The organism is Sediminibacterium sp. TEGAF015 (assembly GCF_025997995.1).
Taxonomy (GTDB): Bacteria; Bacteroidota; Bacteroidia; order Chitinophagales; family Chitinophagaceae; genus Sediminibacterium.
This window is the reverse complement of record NZ_AP026683.1, coordinates 2,548,178-2,564,076: the sequence shown is the minus strand read 5'-3', so window position 1 is coordinate 2,564,076 and position 15,899 is coordinate 2,548,178. Positions and strand designations below refer to the sequence as shown.

The 15,899-nt window shown below is 40.7% G+C and carries 15 protein-coding genes; 8 read left to right on the top strand and 7 right to left on the bottom strand.

Annotated features, from left to right (window positions below):
- The first annotated feature begins 32 nt into the window (after window positions 1-32).
- Window positions 33-1,184, top strand: a complete 1,152-nt coding sequence (locus TEGAF0_RS11495) for an acyltransferase family protein (protein ID WP_264898380.1) — start codon at window positions 33-35, stop codon at window positions 1,182-1,184.
- Window positions 1,185-1,241: 57 nt separating this feature from the next.
- Here the strand turns inward: TEGAF0_RS11495 and TEGAF0_RS13585 are convergent, their stop codons facing one another.
- Genes TEGAF0_RS13585 through TEGAF0_RS11465 form a run of 5 tightly spaced genes read right to left on the bottom strand, consistent with a single transcriptional unit; the run spans window position 1,242 to window position 5,493 of the window.
- On the bottom strand, window positions 1,242-1,700 hold the full coding sequence (locus TEGAF0_RS13585; RefSeq protein ID WP_272501738.1) for an acyltransferase: 459 nt from the start codon (window positions 1,698-1,700) through the stop codon (window positions 1,242-1,244).
- Window positions 1,701-1,729: 29 nt separating this feature from the next.
- Window positions 1,730-2,815: a Gfo/Idh/MocA family protein gene (locus tag TEGAF0_RS11480; RefSeq protein WP_264898378.1), complete on the bottom strand. Its 1,086-nt coding sequence runs from the start codon at window positions 2,813-2,815 to the stop codon at window positions 1,730-1,732.
- A complete protein-coding gene (locus TEGAF0_RS11475; protein ID WP_264898376.1) occupies window positions 2,815-3,534 on the bottom strand; it encodes a nucleotidyltransferase family protein in 720 nt (239 codons plus the stop codon). The genes TEGAF0_RS11480 and TEGAF0_RS11475 overlap by 1 nt, the downstream gene beginning before the upstream one ends.
- An 8-nt stretch (window positions 3,535-3,542) precedes the next feature.
- Complete coding sequence (locus tag TEGAF0_RS11470) at window positions 3,543-4,982, bottom strand: RapZ C-terminal domain-containing protein (protein ID WP_264898374.1); 1,440 nt, start codon at window positions 4,980-4,982, stop codon at window positions 3,543-3,545.
- Between the two features lie 55 nt (window positions 4,983-5,037).
- The gene (locus TEGAF0_RS11465; protein ID WP_264898372.1) at window positions 5,038-5,493 is read right to left on the bottom strand and encodes a hypothetical protein; all 456 of its coding nucleotides are present in this window, start codon (window positions 5,491-5,493) and stop codon (window positions 5,038-5,040) included.
- A gap of 71 nt (window positions 5,494-5,564) precedes the next feature.
- On the opposite strand from TEGAF0_RS11465, the gene TEGAF0_RS11460 reads away from it, so the two are divergent.
- Window positions 5,565-6,002, top strand: a complete 438-nt coding sequence (locus TEGAF0_RS11460; protein ID WP_264898370.1) for a LexA family protein — start codon at window positions 5,565-5,567, stop codon at window positions 6,000-6,002.
- An 18-nt stretch (window positions 6,003-6,020) separates the two neighbouring features.
- Window positions 6,021-7,301 carry a Y-family DNA polymerase gene (locus tag TEGAF0_RS11455; RefSeq protein ID WP_264898368.1) on the top strand — a complete coding sequence of 427 codons (1,281 nt, stop codon included), beginning with the start codon at window positions 6,021-6,023 and terminating at the stop codon, window positions 7,299-7,301.
- A gap of 32 nt (window positions 7,302-7,333) precedes the next feature.
- On the opposite strand, the gene TEGAF0_RS11450 is transcribed toward TEGAF0_RS11455, so the two are convergent.
- The gene (locus tag TEGAF0_RS11450; RefSeq protein ID WP_264898366.1) at window positions 7,334-7,876 is read right to left on the bottom strand and encodes a DUF4136 domain-containing protein; all 543 of its coding nucleotides are present in this window, start codon (window positions 7,874-7,876) and stop codon (window positions 7,334-7,336) included.
- Between the two features lie 115 nt (window positions 7,877-7,991).
- Between TEGAF0_RS11450 and TEGAF0_RS11445 the strand changes: the two genes are divergently transcribed.
- The 5 genes from TEGAF0_RS11445 to TEGAF0_RS11425 all read left to right on the top strand — a co-directional run bounded on the left by TEGAF0_RS11445 (window position 7,992) and on the right by TEGAF0_RS11425 (window position 14,595).
- Window positions 7,992-8,810, top strand: coding sequence for a CHRD domain-containing protein (locus TEGAF0_RS11445; RefSeq protein ID WP_264898364.1), 819 nt, complete (start codon window positions 7,992-7,994; stop codon window positions 8,808-8,810).
- Between the two features lie 59 nt (window positions 8,811-8,869).
- Entirely contained in the window at window positions 8,870-10,063 is a 1,194-nt protein-coding gene (locus TEGAF0_RS11440; RefSeq protein ID WP_264898362.1) for a carbamoyl phosphate synthase preATP-grasp domain-containing protein, read from the top strand.
- A 64-nt stretch (window positions 10,064-10,127) separates the two neighbouring features.
- Window positions 10,128-12,158, top strand: coding sequence for a ComEC/Rec2 family competence protein (locus tag TEGAF0_RS11435; protein ID WP_264898360.1), 2,031 nt, complete (start codon window positions 10,128-10,130; stop codon window positions 12,156-12,158).
- Between the two features lie 41 nt (window positions 12,159-12,199).
- Complete coding sequence (gene purH / locus TEGAF0_RS11430; RefSeq protein WP_264898358.1) at window positions 12,200-13,693, top strand: bifunctional phosphoribosylaminoimidazolecarboxamide formyltransferase/IMP cyclohydrolase; 1,494 nt, start codon at window positions 12,200-12,202, stop codon at window positions 13,691-13,693.
- Window positions 13,694-13,698: 5 nt separating this feature from the next.
- Window positions 13,699-14,595 (top strand): DMT family transporter, encoded by an 897-nt coding sequence (locus TEGAF0_RS11425; protein WP_264898357.1) that lies wholly within the window; start codon window positions 13,699-13,701, stop codon window positions 14,593-14,595.
- On the opposite strand, the gene TEGAF0_RS11420 is transcribed toward TEGAF0_RS11425, so the two are convergent.
- Window positions 14,565-15,896: a DUF7033 domain-containing protein gene (locus TEGAF0_RS11420; RefSeq protein ID WP_264898355.1), complete on the bottom strand. Its 1,332-nt coding sequence runs from the start codon at window positions 15,894-15,896 to the stop codon at window positions 14,565-14,567. The genes TEGAF0_RS11425 and TEGAF0_RS11420 overlap by 31 nt on opposite strands.
- Window positions 15,897-15,899: the final 3 nt, after the last annotated feature.

Here is a 15,899-nt window from a genome sequence, read left to right as displayed (position 1 = left end):
TAGTATAACTTAGCTTTTACACTTAGCCAATTATGGGAAACAGATACTATTCACTGGACGTTTTCAGAGGCGCAACTGTTGCCTTGATGATTTTAGTTAATAATCCAGGTAGCTGGGGGCATATTTTTGGCCCTTTACAACATGCACCCTGGCATGGCGTAACGCCAACAGACCTGGTATTCCCTTTCTTTTTGTTTGCTGTTGGCAATGCCATGGCATTTGTGATGCCTCGTTTTGAAGCAGCAGGCCCGGCTGAATTCTGGAAAAAAGTAATCAAAAGAACCCTACTCATTTTTGGGATTGGTGTGTTGTTGCACTGGAGTCCTTTTGTAAAATGGGATGGCGAAGAATTGGTTTTTAAAACATGGGAGAACGTAAGAATATTAGGCGTTTTACAAAGAATTGCACTCTGTTATTTCTTTGCTTCTGTTATTGTGTTTTATGGAAAAACCCGCGGCGCCTATGTAATTGGCATGGCCATTCTGTTGCTTTACTGGTTCGTTTGTTATGCATTGGGTGCAGACGGTGACCCATATAGTTTACAAGGCTGGTTTGGAACCGCCATTGATATAGATATTTTAGGCGTTACCCATATTTACAAGGGAGAAGGTGTTCCGTTTGATCCGGAAGGGTTCATGAGCACGCCTGCAGCTATTGTACAGGTGATTTTTGGATTTTTAGTTGGTCAATACATTCAGTTGAAAGGGAAAAACGCCGATATGCTTAGCAGCCTTTTTGTTGCAGGTTTGGTGCTAACTTTCAGTGGGTATTGCTGGGACTTGGTATTCCCCATCAATAAAAAAATCTGGACCAGCAGTTATACTTTATATACAACAGGTTTGGCCATTTTAACCATTGGCGTAATGATTTATGCCATTGAATTTAAAGGGGCTAAAGGTGCATGGAGCCGTTTCTTTGATGTATTTGGGAAAAACCCGCTTTTTATTTTTGTATTGAGCGGCTTCTTGCCAAGATTATCTAGCTTACTCAGATGGGTATCTGAAACGGATGCAGATGGCACCAAACACTATACCAGCTTTTTATCTTGGTTTTATAATACACTTTGCAAACCCATTGCAGAAGATGCCAGAGTAGGCTCTTTAGTATACGCACTCTGTATGATTGCTTTTTACTGGCTGATTGTGTATGTATTAGACAAGAAAAAAATCTATATCAAAGTCTAATACCATCAGACTGAGCAATTAAGCGGGGTTATCATAGTCATTAACCCTACTATTCTATTATCGGATTTTTTTGGCGGGATTGCCTGCATAAAACCCAGGCTCATTAATGTCCTTTGTAACCACAGCGCCTGCACCAATGACCACATTGTCACAAATAGTTACAGGTAAAATAGTAGCATTGCTACCTATGGAAACATGATTTCCAATGAATGTAGCTTGCCATTTAGATGCATCGCCTGCTGGTCTTCCTTCTGAAAATAAATCATTGATAAACATGACTCCATGTCCTATGAAGCAATCATTGCCAATGGTTACTAGACTGCATATAAAACTGTGAGACTGAATTTTACATCGCTCACCAATAGTTACATTGGATTGTATTTCGGTAAATGGTCCTACACGTGAATCATGGCCGATAATGCAACCATAAATATTAACAGGTCCAACAATGGTTACATTTTTTCCAAACTGAACATCGCGCACAGAAGACTCTATTAAATTAAAAGTGGGTAGCATGGCACTAAATTTTATTCAATTTAGTTCAATTACCGTGCCTGATAAATGAGATTAATCAGTTCAATAGTATTTTTTGCTTCTTCAATTGTGGTATAATAAGGCACTTGATGCTTTAACGACTGCACCAGATTATCATACACTTTGTGATGATTGCGCATGCTACCCTTATAATTTCCGTAATTGTTCGGTTCGAATGATGGCTGGTACAAATTTGACATAGTAGTTACATCTGTATTAGTAACAGAAAAAAACGCTTTCAGCAGTAAGTCAATCTTTTTTTGCAACACACTATCATCAGTTGAATAATCCCATTCATTTAAGTAAGCACCTCCAGCTTTAACCCGCCCCTTCTCACCAATGATTTCTATGGATCCTTCCCGGTTTATTTGCGGCTCGTTAATGCCATACTCCATTTGCACACTTATATTATTTTCAAAAATCATTTTCAGATTTCCTTCATCTTCAAATTCAATCAGTCCTTCGTGCAAACGATTGTTAAAGCTGGCTTCCAGCAATTTGCCTTTGCCGAGAAACCAGCAAAGAAGATCAATAAAATGGCTGTACTGTGTATACAAAACACCGCCATCGAGCAATAAAGTTCCGTGCCAACTATCGGTATAATAGGAAGCTGGTCTATGCCAGAAACATTTCACTCTTACATTTTGAATAGCACCCAAAGCATGCTCACGCAACAATGCTTTAATCATTTGCACCGGTGGATTAAACCGATTCTGCATTATCGTATAAATATTTTTACCCGCTTTTTCTGCAGCAGCTTGTATAAGGGAAATATCAGATGTTGTTAATGCAACTGGCTTTTCAACTAAAACATGATATCCATTTTCCAGCGCTTCAATGGCTTGCGCTGCATGGAGTCCATTGGGTGTTGCTATAACAACAATATCCATCTCAATTTTAGAGGAATACAATTGAACAGTACTAGTGAAAAAAGGAACTCCAAATTGAAAACCTGTCTGTTTCGCTTTCAACAAATCAACATCTACTACAGCTACCAGTTTGCCAACACGGGCAATTTGGCTGAGATGCTCTGTAGAAATCCTGCCACAGCCAATCAAGGCAAAATGAAGTATCTGATTCATTTTACTATTGCTCATTACTCAAATAAACTGGCCGCTTTTACCAGGCTTTCCGGTTTACCTACATCAAGCAATAGCGCACCTGTATGGTCAAAAGCATAAATGGATTCTGCAGCACAAAGATCAAGGTATACATCTACCATTGAGAATTTTCCCTCTCTGCTTATTTTTTTAAGCAAGGCTGTTTGTATTACATGTAATCCACTGAAAGCTCGTTTGAATAACCCTTCCATATCTAAGCCTTCAGGCTTTACTTCACCTGTATTGGTATTGGTCCAGCCTTTTAATTTACTATCGGATCCGAATAAAAAATAACGAGACGATTCTCTTTGCGAAACGGCCAGTGTTGCCAGTGCATTGGTTTTCTTGTGCTGCAATACCATCTGATCCAATTGCAGGTTGGTCAATATATCTGCATTCAGGATGACGATATTTTCTTCGCCTTCAAAAAGTGGTGCGGCTTTTTTTAAGCCTCCCCCGGTTTCCAGCACCATATCCGTTTCATCGGAAATAGTAATAGCAGAGCCCCATCCGCGATTCTGCTCAACCGCATCAACAATCTGATCGGCAAAGTGATGCACGTTTACTACTACCTCTGTTATTCCATATTCCTGCAGGTATAAAATATTTCTTTGCAATAAACTTTTTCCATTCACCATGGCCAGCGCCTTGGGATGATGATCGGTCCAGGGTTTTAACCGGGTACCCAATCCTGCTGCAAAAATCATTGCTCTCATATCATGATTTATTTTACCCAGTTTTCACGATTGGTATGTGTTAATACCACTTTTACTTTGTACTTATTTCTTAGATGCCTGGCTGTTTGTTCAGCGGCATATACACTTCTGTGCTGTCCGCCGGTACATCCGAAGTTAATCATCAGATTCGCAAAATCCCTGTTCAGATAATCTTCTACCGTGATGTCTATTAAATCCCAGACACTGTTTAGAAACTTACCCATTTTGGTCCGTTGTTCTAAAAAGTCCTGCACAGGTTTATCCAATCCGCTCTGCTTCTTGTATTCATCAAATCGGCCCGGGTTTAAAATACCACGCATATCAAACATGAACCCGCCTCCATTCTCTGTATCATCATGGGGCAATCCGCGCTTATAGCTAAAGCTGTTGATGGTAATCACCAGCGGTGTTTTTTCATTGGCCTGTGGTGCTACAAATTTATTGATCATGCTGTCTTCTACTACCAGCTTCAGTACACGATCAAATTCAGGTGTTACAATTCCCACCCGTTTGTGTTCAATGAAAAATTTCAGGTTGTGTAAAGCCAGCGGTATGCTCGCTAAAAAGTGCGCTTTTCGTTCAAACAAGCCCCTAAATCCATAAGCACCCAATACCTGTAACAAACGAATCAATACATAGCCATTGTACTGACTTACAAACGTAATTCTGTCTACGGGTTCGGGCAATAATGGATCTACCTGATCCATATAATATTCCAGCAATTGGTCTTTCCATTCCTCGCTTAATTCTGCTTTTGCCTGCCACAACAAGGATGCCACATCGTATTGCAATGCACCTTGCATGCCTCCCTGATAATCAATAAAATGTACCTGATCGTTTTGTACAATAATATTCCTGCTTTGAAAATCGCGGAACATAAAATACTTATTCTGCGTACGTGTTAAGTAAGTACTCAATGCATCAAAATCATCCAGCATTGCCTGTTTATCGTAAGGCAATTGCAGGGTGTCCAGAAAATAATACTTGAAATACAAGAGATCACTCATGATGGCTTGCTTACCAAATTCCTTGGCTGTTAAGCACCAGTTATAGTCTAAACCCTGATGTCCTAGTACCTGCATGCGAGCCAATGCTGAAAGGCTTTTCTGAAAAAGCTGGTATACATACTCACCGTGTCCGCTTGCTTCCAGTTTATTCAACAGTGATTCAGTTCCCAAATCTTCCTGTAAATAAATGGTATTGGTATCGTTTACTGCTAAAATAGCTGGAACAGGAAGATGGGCTTTTTTAAAGTGCTGACTGAAATAAACAAATGTGGCTGTTTCGCGGGTGTTGATATTGTAAGTAGCGATATACGTATTTGTAGCACTATATACCCTGAAATAAACTCGGTCACTTCCGCTTTGCGGTAATTTTTCTATCCGGTCTGGTGTCAGCTGTAATGCCTGCTGACAAAGTTGTCCTATTGCTTCAATGATGGATTCCATGAATGGTCTTCGTTTCAACGAAAATAAAGCTAAGAATCCAAAGCAAGGGCATCCGTCAGGGTTTTAAAGCAAATACGTTTACTTGTTTGTATTGTTCCTGCCCGAATGGTTTGCGCATCAACACCAGTTCGGTAATGGTATAACCGGGCGAATGGCAGAGCAATTGATGCTGAATAGCTGGCCGGAGATTAAAATACATTTCCCTGCACTGATAACTGCTGATGAACTGACTCACTACTTTCAGTTCATTCGCCAGTTGTGCAAAAGCACCTTCATCGGCCAGGCACAACTGGAGCTGACCGGTATCTTCCTGTATCTGCTGATGCACCCGCACCGTAAAGACAGATTTATTGCTAATGATTCGGCGCATCCAGCGAATAATGGTTTCTTCCATTTGCTCCGTTGCTTCAAAAACAGCTATTTCAAAAGGATAGGCCATTAGCAAATATTGCTCCCTTTCACTGGCCATCAGTGGCTGTTGATCTCTGGGTAAAACATATCCTTCCTGCATAAACAAAATTTAGATTGATAATTATTTTAGTATAAATTTACTAAATTATTTAGTAAGTAAAAAATCATTTTATGGACGGGGAAATCGGGTACGGAGCCGCCTACAAGGGCTCTAAGCGGTATTCGCAGTGGGAGGTACCTACTGCCAATGCCACCGGATTCGGGGCTGCTGCCGACGATTATATGGAACGCGGCATAGACCTGAACGAGCAACTGGTGCACAACAAGCCAGCTACTTTTTTCTTTCGGATGAACAGTGATGCCATGACGGGTGCCGGCATTTTCAGCGGGGACACTTTAATTGTAGACCGCAGTATTAAACCGGTGAGCGGTAAAATCATCATTGCCATTTTAGACGGAGAGTTGCTGGTGCGCCGGTTGCAAAAAAATTTTAACCAGCTAACCCTGGTAGCAGAGAACAAAAAATTCGCAGACATTCCCTTAACCGGCGGCTTCGATGAACGGGCCCAGGTATGGGGAGTCGTAACGTATTCTATTCACGCGGTATAATCATCCGGACAGATTAGTATGATTGGAATAATTGATTGCAATAGTTTTTATTGTTCCTGCGAAAGACTTTTTTTACCTGCCCTGCACAATGCACCCGTGGTGGTGCTGAGCAATAACGACGGATGCATTGTGTCGCGCAGCGATGAAGCCAAGCAGGCCGGGATTGCTATGGGTATCCCTTATTTTCAGGCGAAGGAATTGATTCAACAAAAGGGCGTTCATACTTTTTCTTCCAACTATAATTTATATGGGGATTTGAGCTGGCGCGTGATGGAAACCCTGCGTCAATGCCTTCCCGCTGGTGCAGTAGAAGTGTACTCTGTAGACGAATGCTTTGTAACCCTCAGTCATATTGAGCCCGATCAGTTAGAGGCGTTTTCGCTCCACCTGAAAAATACAGTAGAACAATGGACTGGCATTAAAGTATCTATTGGCGTTGCTGCTACCAAAGTATTGAGTAAGGTAGCCAATCGGCTGGCGAAAAAAAATAAGCAGGCCACCAATTGCATCATGGTGCTGAACACGCCGGAAAAAGTAGCAACCGCATTACAACAAACAGCGGTAGAAGATATCTGGGGCGTAGGCCGCCAGTATGCGGAAAAGCTGCGTAAATACAATATCAACACGGCTTTTGATTTGCGAAGTATGCCTGAAACATGGGTACAAAAAAACCTAGGTGGGGTTGTAGGACAGCGACTCTTAAGAGAGTTGAATGGTGTACAAAGTATTGAAATGAAAGACCCCTTGCTCACCAAAAAAATGATTGCTACAACCCGGATGTTTGGCAAAAATGTAACCAGTAAAGAACAGATTAAAGAAGCGGTAGCAACCTATATTACCAGAGCTACGGAAAAACTGAGAAGACAACAAAGTGCCGCTTCGGTAATTTATGTTTTTGTGATTCCGAAACAAGAAAAAACAGAAGGCAGATTCAGGCATGGGAATAGTGTAGGCGCTTATGTGCATTTGCCTTATGCTAGTTCCGCCACACATATACTCATCAAGCCCGCCGTAGCATTGGTAGATCAACTGTTTCAGGAAGGTGCTGTGTATAAAAAAGCCGGCGTTATTTTAAGTGGTCTTGTGCCCGATGAATCGGTGCAGGGAAATTTATTTACCGATGCCGTGCCGCAGCAAAATAGAAAACTCATGAGTGCCATTGACAATATCAATTTTGCCATGCGCAACGATATTATTCAGTTTGCAGCAGCAGGAACCAAACGAAATTGGAAAATGCGGCAAGAACTGCGTAGCCCTCGCTATACTTCGCGTTGGGAGGAGCTGAAAATAGTTCATTAGGTAAATGAACTATTTTTAAAATTATATGCGCACTACTGCACAGGGAACTTACTGAACAAAGCCTGTATGCCCTTGTCAGCAAAGGTTTTGAGCTTGGTGCTGTCGTCCGGTAAAGATCCCCGAAGGGTGGCTGTCCAAAGCATATGATTCTTGGCAGCATCTACTACATGCAAACTAATTGCCCCTCTTCTATACCTACCCACTTCCACTTCTTCCGACTTCCATTTATAATTGCGCTGTCCCATGTAGCGCATCATACCATCTTGTGGCCAGCTGGTTTCGCGGGTTTGCACTTCTAACTTTATAGCCACCCCAATATTGATAAACAGATCTGGATTTTTTGGTACTTGCGTAAAGCGGCGCTGCTCCATCTGCGCTGCAATTCCTTTTTTAAGATAGGCAATGCGCTCATTAAACTGCTCTGTAATAGTGTCTCCAAAAGCAGTGACTTCGAAAAAAGCAAAGGTTTTGTAGTTACCAAAATTGGCATCAGGTGCAGTAGCCAGGTCTAAAACACGGGGACCTGAACAGGAAACAAACAATGAACCTAATAGAACAATAAACAGATATTTCATACCAATGATTTTGTAAAAGGTTAACGTGTTGTATCAAATTTACTTTAAACAATACAGATTTTTTTGAATAAAGAAATCCAAACTGACTGGTTTCTCGTAAGTAAAAATAAAAACTATGAGAAAGTACAAACTATTCGCAACCATTTTTGCAGCAACGGCCATTTTTGCTTCTTGTAAAAAATCAGATTCTGCTCCTGAAGCACAGGTTGTAAAAGAAATCATGGTATCATTGGCTGCAGCCAATCAAAACCCACAACCAACCGGAAGAACAGAAAGAGGAATGGCTACTATTAAAGTATACAACGACAATTCCATTACGATGGATGCTTCTGTAACCGGATTAGCATCGGGAGATAATTTAACCCTGGCGCATATTCATGCCGGAGATCCGGTAACCAATGGACCGGTGGTATTAGATTTTATGCCCGTTTTTACAGGCAGTATGGTTAAAGCAAGTGTGAAGGGAGTAAGAACTTCATTCATTGATAGTTTAAAAGCAGGAACAGCAGATTTATATGTAAATATTCACTCTACGCAACAGCCTTCCGGAATTGTAAGAGGTCAGGTCTTTAATGAAGTAAGCTTTGCAGCAAGTGTTCCATTGTCTGGCATGAATGAAGTTCCTTCGGTTACAACTACCGCAACAGGAATGGCACTTATCAGAATTACCGCAGACAATAAATTATACAGTAAAGTAACCGTAAGCAATCTGGAAGCAAGCGATGCCTTGAGTGCCGCACATATTCATACAGGGGCTGCAGGTGCCAACGGTGGTGTATTAATTGGCATTTGTGAATCGGCTGCAGATTTTGGAATCACAAAAATCTTTTCTCCCAGTATGGCCATTTTGAATTCAATCAAAAATGACGCGCTTTATGTAAATGTGCACTCTACCATGAGACCATCCGGCGTAATCAGAGGTCAAATCAGATAAGGAAAAAAAAACCGCCAAAATTGTTCAGAGACCTTAATTTTGCAGAATTCTTAGAAAAAATGAACCCTACTCTGAACTCCAACGAATCGATCCCTTCCAAAAAGAAAAAAATCATTGTTCTGGGCAGCGGCCCCAACCGCATTGGACAGGGAATTGAATTTGATTACTGTTGTGTACACGGTCTACTCGCCATTAAGGAATGCGGATACGAAGCCATCATGGTGAACTGTAATCCTGAAACAGTTTCCACAGATTTCGACATGGCAGACAAATTGTACTTCGAGCCAGTATTCTGGGAACATCTCTGGGAAATCATTGAACTGGAAAAACCAGATGGAATTATTGTTCAGCTCGGCGGACAGACTGCATTGAAACTGGCGAAGCGTTTGCACGAAAAAGGAGTTCCAATTGTGGGTACATCTTTCGAGAATATGGACATAGCCGAAGACAGAGGTCGTTTCAGTGATCTATTAAAAGAGCTCAATATTCCTTATCCCGAATATGGCACTGCCTACAATGCAGACGAAGCAATTGAAGTAGCTAATAAAGTAGGGTATCCTGTATTGGTAAGACCCAGCTATGTTATTGGTGGGCAGAGAATGCGAATTGTAATCAACGATGAAGAAGTAGAAAAAGCAGTCATCAGTTTATTGAAACATATTCCTGGTAATAAAATCCTGATTGACCATTTCCTTGACAGATGTCAGGAAGCGGAAGTAGATGCCATTTTTGATGGCGAGGAATTTCATATCATGGGTGTGATGGAACATATTGAACCTGCAGGTATTCACAGTGGAGACAGCAATGCAGTTTTGCCTGCATTCAACCTTACTCCACTGGTAATTGAAACCATGGAATTCTATGCAGAAAAAATTGCGCGTGCTTTAAACATCCGCGGATTAATCAATATTCAGTTCGCTATTAAAGACGGTAAAGTGTACGTGATTGAAGCCAACCCACGTGCTTCCAGAACAACACCATTTATTGCGAAAGCTTATCAGATTCCATACTTGAATATTGCTACCAAGGTAATGCTGGGTGCTGCTAAATTATCAGCGTTTACTATGGAGAAAAAACTGGAAGGATACGCCATCAAGGAACCTGTATTCAGTTTCGAAAAATTCCCTGGCGTAAATAAAGAATTAGGACCGGAAATGAAGAGCACCGGAGAAGCGATCCGTTTTATCAAAGATCTTAGAGATCCTTATTTCAGAACACTCTACAAAGAACGTAGTATGAACCTGAGCAGATAAGGTATTAATACGCTTTTTGAAGGCCGCAGTAAAATACTGTGGCCTTTTTGTTTAGGTTTATTCCATGGCGAAAATTTATACATCGCAACGCTGGTGGCAATTTCCCATGATACGCATCACCCTCGCACTCATTACAGGCTTGTTGCTGGGCAAATTTGTAGTTGTTCCGAATGGGTTGATTGTGACTGTTTTTACAATAAGCTCGTTGCTTTGGCTTTTCAATGGCCGCAGCAGACTTTTTCATTTTTTTAAGCGACAATGGATGACGGGATTGTCTGTACAGTTGCTGTTCATTTGCGCAGGCATTATACTACACAAGCAAAGTATACCTGCTGCTACTCCCATCAGCAATAAAGTGGTTCTGTTAGAAACTCCCATTAAAAAAGCGAATAGCTATCAGGCGCTGGCAGCTATGCATAAGACAAAGCTACTAATCTATTTTAATGTTGATATCCCTCTTGATTCTCTCAATGAGGGTATGGAAATTCAGTTGTTTAAAAAACCTACAGTCATAGTATCAGTAACCAATCCGGGGGGATTTGATTTTAAACAATATGCAGCTGCTCAGCATATTTTTCATCAGGTATATCTTACAAAAAAAGATTACCGCATCACTAGTCAGCACCCATTTTCAATAACCAGTTCTTTATTACAAAAAGCCAGACAATACGTATTGCATACTTTGTATCTATACATTAAAAGCAACAGAGAAAGAGGAGTTGCAGAAGCATTGCTGATTGGCTATAAGGCGCATCTGGATAAAACATTGATGAATGCATACAGCAATACGGGTGTGATACATATCATTGCCATCAGCGGATTACACCTCGGCATGATTTATAGCCTATTGTTATTACTCTTTAAGCCTATCAGAAGATTGAAACAATTCAGCTGGATCAGAACCATATGTATTTTATTTTTCCTATGGGGATTTGCTTTGTTAACTGGCGCAGGTGCTTCCGTACTTAGAGCTGCCGTCATGTTCAGCTTCCTATTGCTGGGAGAACAGCAGAACAGGCCACACCATCAGATGAACAGCTTAGCAGGGTCGGCATTTTGTCTTTTGCTGTTTCGTCCGGATTTTCTCTGGGATATTGGGTTTCAGCTTTCCTATGCGGCTGTTCTGGGGATACTGTTTTTTGCAAGACCAATTGAAAAACTAATTTTCTTAAAAAATAAACTGTTGCAACTGGGATGGCAAATGTGCAGCATCACATTGGGGGCACAAATCCTTACTTTGCCTTTATTGCTGTATTATTTTCACAGCTTCCCCAATTTATTTCTGATTGCAAACTGGATTGCCATTCCTGTTTCAGGACTCATATTGTACCTGTTAATTGGTTTGCTATTGTTGGCACCATTTTCAATCATTGCCTCCCCACTAGGCACTTGTATTGATTGGCTATTATCTCAATTGAATCAGTTAATTGAAAAAACAGCTTCACTTCCTTTTGCGCTCACTGAGTATATACAAATTAGTGGATGGCAAATGCTTTTGCTTTTTGCTTGTATTATTTCACTGTATCAGTGGCTGCTGCATACAAGTAAAGTCTTCTTTTTTATTGCAGCCTCAACGCTTTTGTTCATTGTTGGCATACATACAATTGACACCCTGCACCACCGCCATCAAAAAAAAATAATCATATATCATACGCCTAAACATAGTGCCATTGATATCATGGAGGGATTAGGGCACCAGTTTCTGGGAGACTCGGCTTTCAATTTCAATCCTGTTCTGGTGAATCAGGTTGTAAAACCTGGCCGAACCTTGTACAGAACGGGAAAATCGATCCGTCCTGTTTCTGTTGCATTACAAAAACCTTTCATAATTAGCAGGAACAAAGTGATTCTGATTGCTGGTCCGCAGCTTCCTTTTCCAGATCTGGCCACTGTACCCATTGTAGATCTGATTGTCATAACAGGCAGTAGACCTGTTCCCATGAAAGCCATAGCAAAATATTTTCCCGCAACCCTGCTGGTTTTCGATAGCAGTACCCCATTGTGGAAAATACAAAAATGGAAAAAAGAAGCAGAGCGCTTACATTTGCGCCATTATTCGGTACCTGAAAAAGGTGCTTTTGAATACAATCTCTAACTTTTGCCCCATTAACTGCCGAAGGGCTGAAAGCAAAACATATGCAAAAAAAAATTCAATCTGCGTTAATCTCCGTCTTTTATAAAGACGGCCTGGAACCCATTGCCCGCCAGCTTCAGAAGCTGGGAATCACCATTTATTCAACCGGTGGAACTCAGACCTTTCTTGAAAATCTGGGCATTACCTGCGTACCAGTAGAAAGCTTAACTACCTACCCTTCTATTTTAGGCGGCAGGGTTAAAACACTTCATCCAGTTGTGTTCGGAGGTATTTTAGGAAGAAGATACGAAGCACAGGATTTACAGGAAATGCAGGATTATAAAATCCCAGAGATTGACCTGGTAATTGTAGACCTGTATCCTTTTGAAGAAACATTGCGCAGCACCAGTGAAGAAAAGCTTATCATCGAAAAGATTGATATTGGCGGGCCTTCCATGATTAGAGCAGCTGCAAAAAACTTTAAAGATGTTACCGTTATTGCAGCCAAAGACAGTTATGGCGATTTAGAAAAACTTTTGATTGATCAGGAAGGAAATACCACCATTGAACAAAGAAGAGCTTTTGCAGCTAAAGCTTTTGAAGTAGTGATGCATTACGATATTGCTATCAGCAACTACTTTAATCCAGTTGAAGAGAAAGCACTTCGTTATGGGGAAAATCCACATCAGCAAGCAAAATTCACAGGTGATTTATCCAGCGTATTTGCGCAACTAAACGGGAAGGAACTTTCGTATAATAATCTGGTAGATGTGGATGCAGCAGTTCAGCTTATTGCAGATTTTAGTGATTATCAGGAAGCTGTATTTGCTATCATTAAACATACCAATGTTTGTGGCGTTGCGGCAAGACCAACTGTAAAAACAGCATGGGATGCAGCATTGGCCGGTGATCCTGAAAGCGCATTTGGAGGCGTCCTTGTTTGTAATCAAACCATTGATGCAGCAACAGCTGAAGCCATTAATGAAATATTCTTTGAAGTATTGATAGCTCCTTCTTACGAAGAAGCTGCTTTAACGATTTTAAAGACCAAGAAAAACAGAATTCTTTTACAGCTTCACAAAAAAGATTTCAAAGTAGCTTCCATACAAAAAAGTATTCTGAATGGAACATTAATACAGGATACAGATGAGGGCAATTTTGAAAAGTGGGAAGAAGTAGGCGCCAGAGTTTGTACTGAAACAGAAAAAGAAAATCTTTCTTTTGCTAATATTATTTGTAAACATTTGAAGAGCAATGCCATTGCATTGGTAAAAGACAAACAGCTGGTGGGCAAAGGCTGTGGCCAAACTAGCAGAATTGATTCGCTTCGTCAGGCAATTGAAAAAGCCAGACAATTCAACTTCGAATTAAAAGGCGCGGTGTTGGCTTCTGATGCGTTCTTTCCTTTTAATGATTGTGTTCAGATTGCCCATGCGGCTGGCATGGAAGCATTTATTCAGCCTGGTGGTTCCGTAAGAGACAAAGACAGTGTTGACTATTGTGTAAACAATGGACTTGCCATGGTTATGACCGGCACCAGACATTTTAAACATTAATCAATTTGACAACCAAGCAAAAAGCGTATTTCGCTCTGTCAGTAACCAGTATTGTATGGGGTACCAGTTGGGTAGCCAGCAGGTATGCAGTTCAATTTGCACCAGCATTACAGGTATCTGCTACCCGTCAACTGATTGCGGGTTCGCTTTTTGCTGGTTTCTTTTTGCTAAAAGGAGAAAAACTGCCCGGTTTTAAACAAATGCTTTGGCTGGCCGGGATGTCGATTCTCTTGTTCGTATTTGCTAACGGATTGGCTACAGTTGGTGTGAAATATATCTCTAGCGGACTAGCAGCTTTAATTGCAGCCTTGTACCCTCTAAGCGTAGTTATCATTGAAAAAATATTTTTTAAAAACAGAAAAATTGGCTGGGTTACTTTCTTAGGGATTGTGCTGGGGATAACAGGCATTGCCATTGTATTCTACGACAATGCATTTCACCACCAGGGGCCCAATTACTGGATTGGTATTCTGGTTTCCGTAATTGCCATGCTTAGCTGGAGTGTAGGAACCATTATTATTTCCAGGAAACAAATCAACCTGAATCCATATTATGCCATTGGATGGGAAATGATTTTTGCATCCTTATTTCTATTCGCAGGCGCCGCTGTAACAGGTAATTTGGTTCCTTTCAAAACATTTCCTGCCCAAACCTGGTATGCCATCGGGTACCTGGTCATGATGGGATCATTAATTGCTGTAGTAGCTTTCTTATATACTATGAAACACCTGGAAGCATCGGTTGCTGCTTTGTATGCCTATGTAAACCCGATTGTTGCCATCATCATCGGATCCTTTTTAATCAAGGAACCTTTAACCAAAGAAATCATCATTGGCTCCTGTATTACCCTTATTGGTGTTTACCTTGTTAATCAGAGTCTGCGCAAACAAAAATCAGCGTAACCACTTCTCCAATCTGTAAAATCAGATTGATCACTTAAAAACTGATTGTGAAAAATGGGAACAAAGCAACCCCCATATTGCTGAAATTGCTCATAGTAATATTCCATTTTTGAAATGGCTACTTCCGGCGTATTGCGTTCATGAAAAATTTGCGTGGCATCCATATAAGAGAACGGGAAAAGCGTCAATGCTGTTTCTTCATTGTTCAATAAATGAAACCAATTGAACGAACCTGTATAAGACGCTCTGAATCCAGAAATCGTTGGATAACCCATGGAGTAATCTTCTGTTATTCCCGCTTGTAAAAGGGCTTCATACGTGTCAGGAAAACAGAGTTGAATATAATGCTGTCGGGATTGCGTTACATTCTTTGCAATCAGTTTTTCAATACTCATTTTTTCAGCTCGCAACTTCCTTTCATAACCATCAATTTTGTAATTATATTCCCCATTAAATACAGATGCTTTCTGCACAGAAGGATGAAGACCCACTTTGTATTTAACTGCAATACGGCGTATCAGCTCTTTCATTCCTTTGTTTGCAGGAGAAATATTTTTATTGATCGTATCTCGACTGGAAGCTACCAGGAAAAAATAAATCGGATCAAGTTGATATTGATCGTGTAACTCATCCAGCCAATCATACACGTCATATGGATCTTTTCTCAAACCAGCCAGCACCTGGATTCTCTCAGCGATTCCAGAAAAATTTGCATTCAGCAAATCCTTGAAATACCCACCCATATTTCTGATTACAAAATGATGGTTATAACTATAAGCAATATCAATATCGTAACTGGGTCTGAAACTAAACGCAGGTTTGTTATAAGGCAGCTTGTTTTGCACGACCCATTTTTCCATCCAGCTATTTACCAATGGCTGATCCAAAAACCCAAACTGATAAGCCAGGGATTGTTCATGCCGATACCTGCCGAACGCATCGTTTTCATGTGGCAGCCATTCTTCATAGCGCGTAATTAAATAAAAAGAAGCTGCAAAAATATCAAAGGGTATTGAGTCACCTGATGTTTCAAAAAATACTGGAATACCCTGCCAGCTGTTTACAATTATTTGCTGAGTCTGTATTTGTTTCTCAAATAATAAAGTGTGAGGTACAACCTGGGCATCGCTGGCTGAAAGTAACCTGTTGGAATAATTGATTTTTTTTCCCGGAAAGGATTCAAAAAAGCTAATCTCATTGGTGATAATTGCCCTACCCTGAAACAACAGTTTTACAATATAATCCAGTCTGGCACTTGCAAATTGCGAATACACAATAATATCAGCACCAAAATCTTCCATATA

What these genes read in the sequence shown, in the direction of transcription:
- TEGAF0_RS11475 (WP_264898376.1), bottom strand. Translation starts at nt 3,534, where the DNA reads ATGAGAGCAATGATTTTTGCAGCAGGATTGGGTACCCGGTTAAAACCC.
- TEGAF0_RS11460 (WP_264898370.1), top strand. Translation starts at nt 5,565, where the DNA reads ATGGACGGGGAAATCGGGTACGGAGCCGCCTACAAGGGCTCTAAGCGG.
- TEGAF0_RS11445 (WP_264898364.1), top strand. Translation starts at nt 7,992, where the DNA reads ATGAGAAAGTACAAACTATTCGCAACCATTTTTGCAGCAACGGCCATT.
- TEGAF0_RS11465 (WP_264898372.1), bottom strand. Translation starts at nt 5,493, where the DNA reads ATGCAGGAAGGATATGTTTTACCCAGAGATCAACAGCCACTGATGGCC.
- purH (WP_264898358.1), top strand. Translation starts at nt 12,200, where the DNA reads ATGCAAAAAAAAATTCAATCTGCGTTAATCTCCGTCTTTTATAAAGAC.
- TEGAF0_RS11450 (WP_264898366.1), bottom strand. Translation starts at nt 7,876, where the DNA reads ATGAAATATCTGTTTATTGTTCTATTAGGTTCATTGTTTGTTTCCTGT.
- TEGAF0_RS11480 (WP_264898378.1), bottom strand. Translation starts at nt 2,815, where the DNA reads ATGAGCAATAGTAAAATGAATCAGATACTTCATTTTGCCTTGATTGGC.
- TEGAF0_RS11470 (WP_264898374.1), bottom strand. Translation starts at nt 4,982, where the DNA reads ATGGAATCCATCATTGAAGCAATAGGACAACTTTGTCAGCAGGCATTA.
- TEGAF0_RS11455 (WP_264898368.1), top strand. Translation starts at nt 6,021, where the DNA reads ATGATTGGAATAATTGATTGCAATAGTTTTTATTGTTCCTGCGAAAGA.
- TEGAF0_RS11440 (WP_264898362.1), top strand. Translation starts at nt 8,870, where the DNA reads ATGAACCCTACTCTGAACTCCAACGAATCGATCCCTTCCAAAAAGAAA.
- TEGAF0_RS11495 (WP_264898380.1), top strand. Translation starts at nt 33, where the DNA reads ATGGGAAACAGATACTATTCACTGGACGTTTTCAGAGGCGCAACTGTT.
- TEGAF0_RS13585 (WP_272501738.1), bottom strand. Translation starts at nt 1,700, where the DNA reads ATGCTACCCACTTTTAATTTAATAGAGTCTTCTGTGCGCGATGTTCAG.
- TEGAF0_RS11435 (WP_264898360.1), top strand. Translation starts at nt 10,128, where the DNA reads ATGGCGAAAATTTATACATCGCAACGCTGGTGGCAATTTCCCATGATA.
- TEGAF0_RS11420 (WP_264898355.1), bottom strand. Translation starts at nt 15,896, where the DNA reads ATGGAAGATTTTGGTGCTGATATTATTGTGTATTCGCAATTTGCAAGT.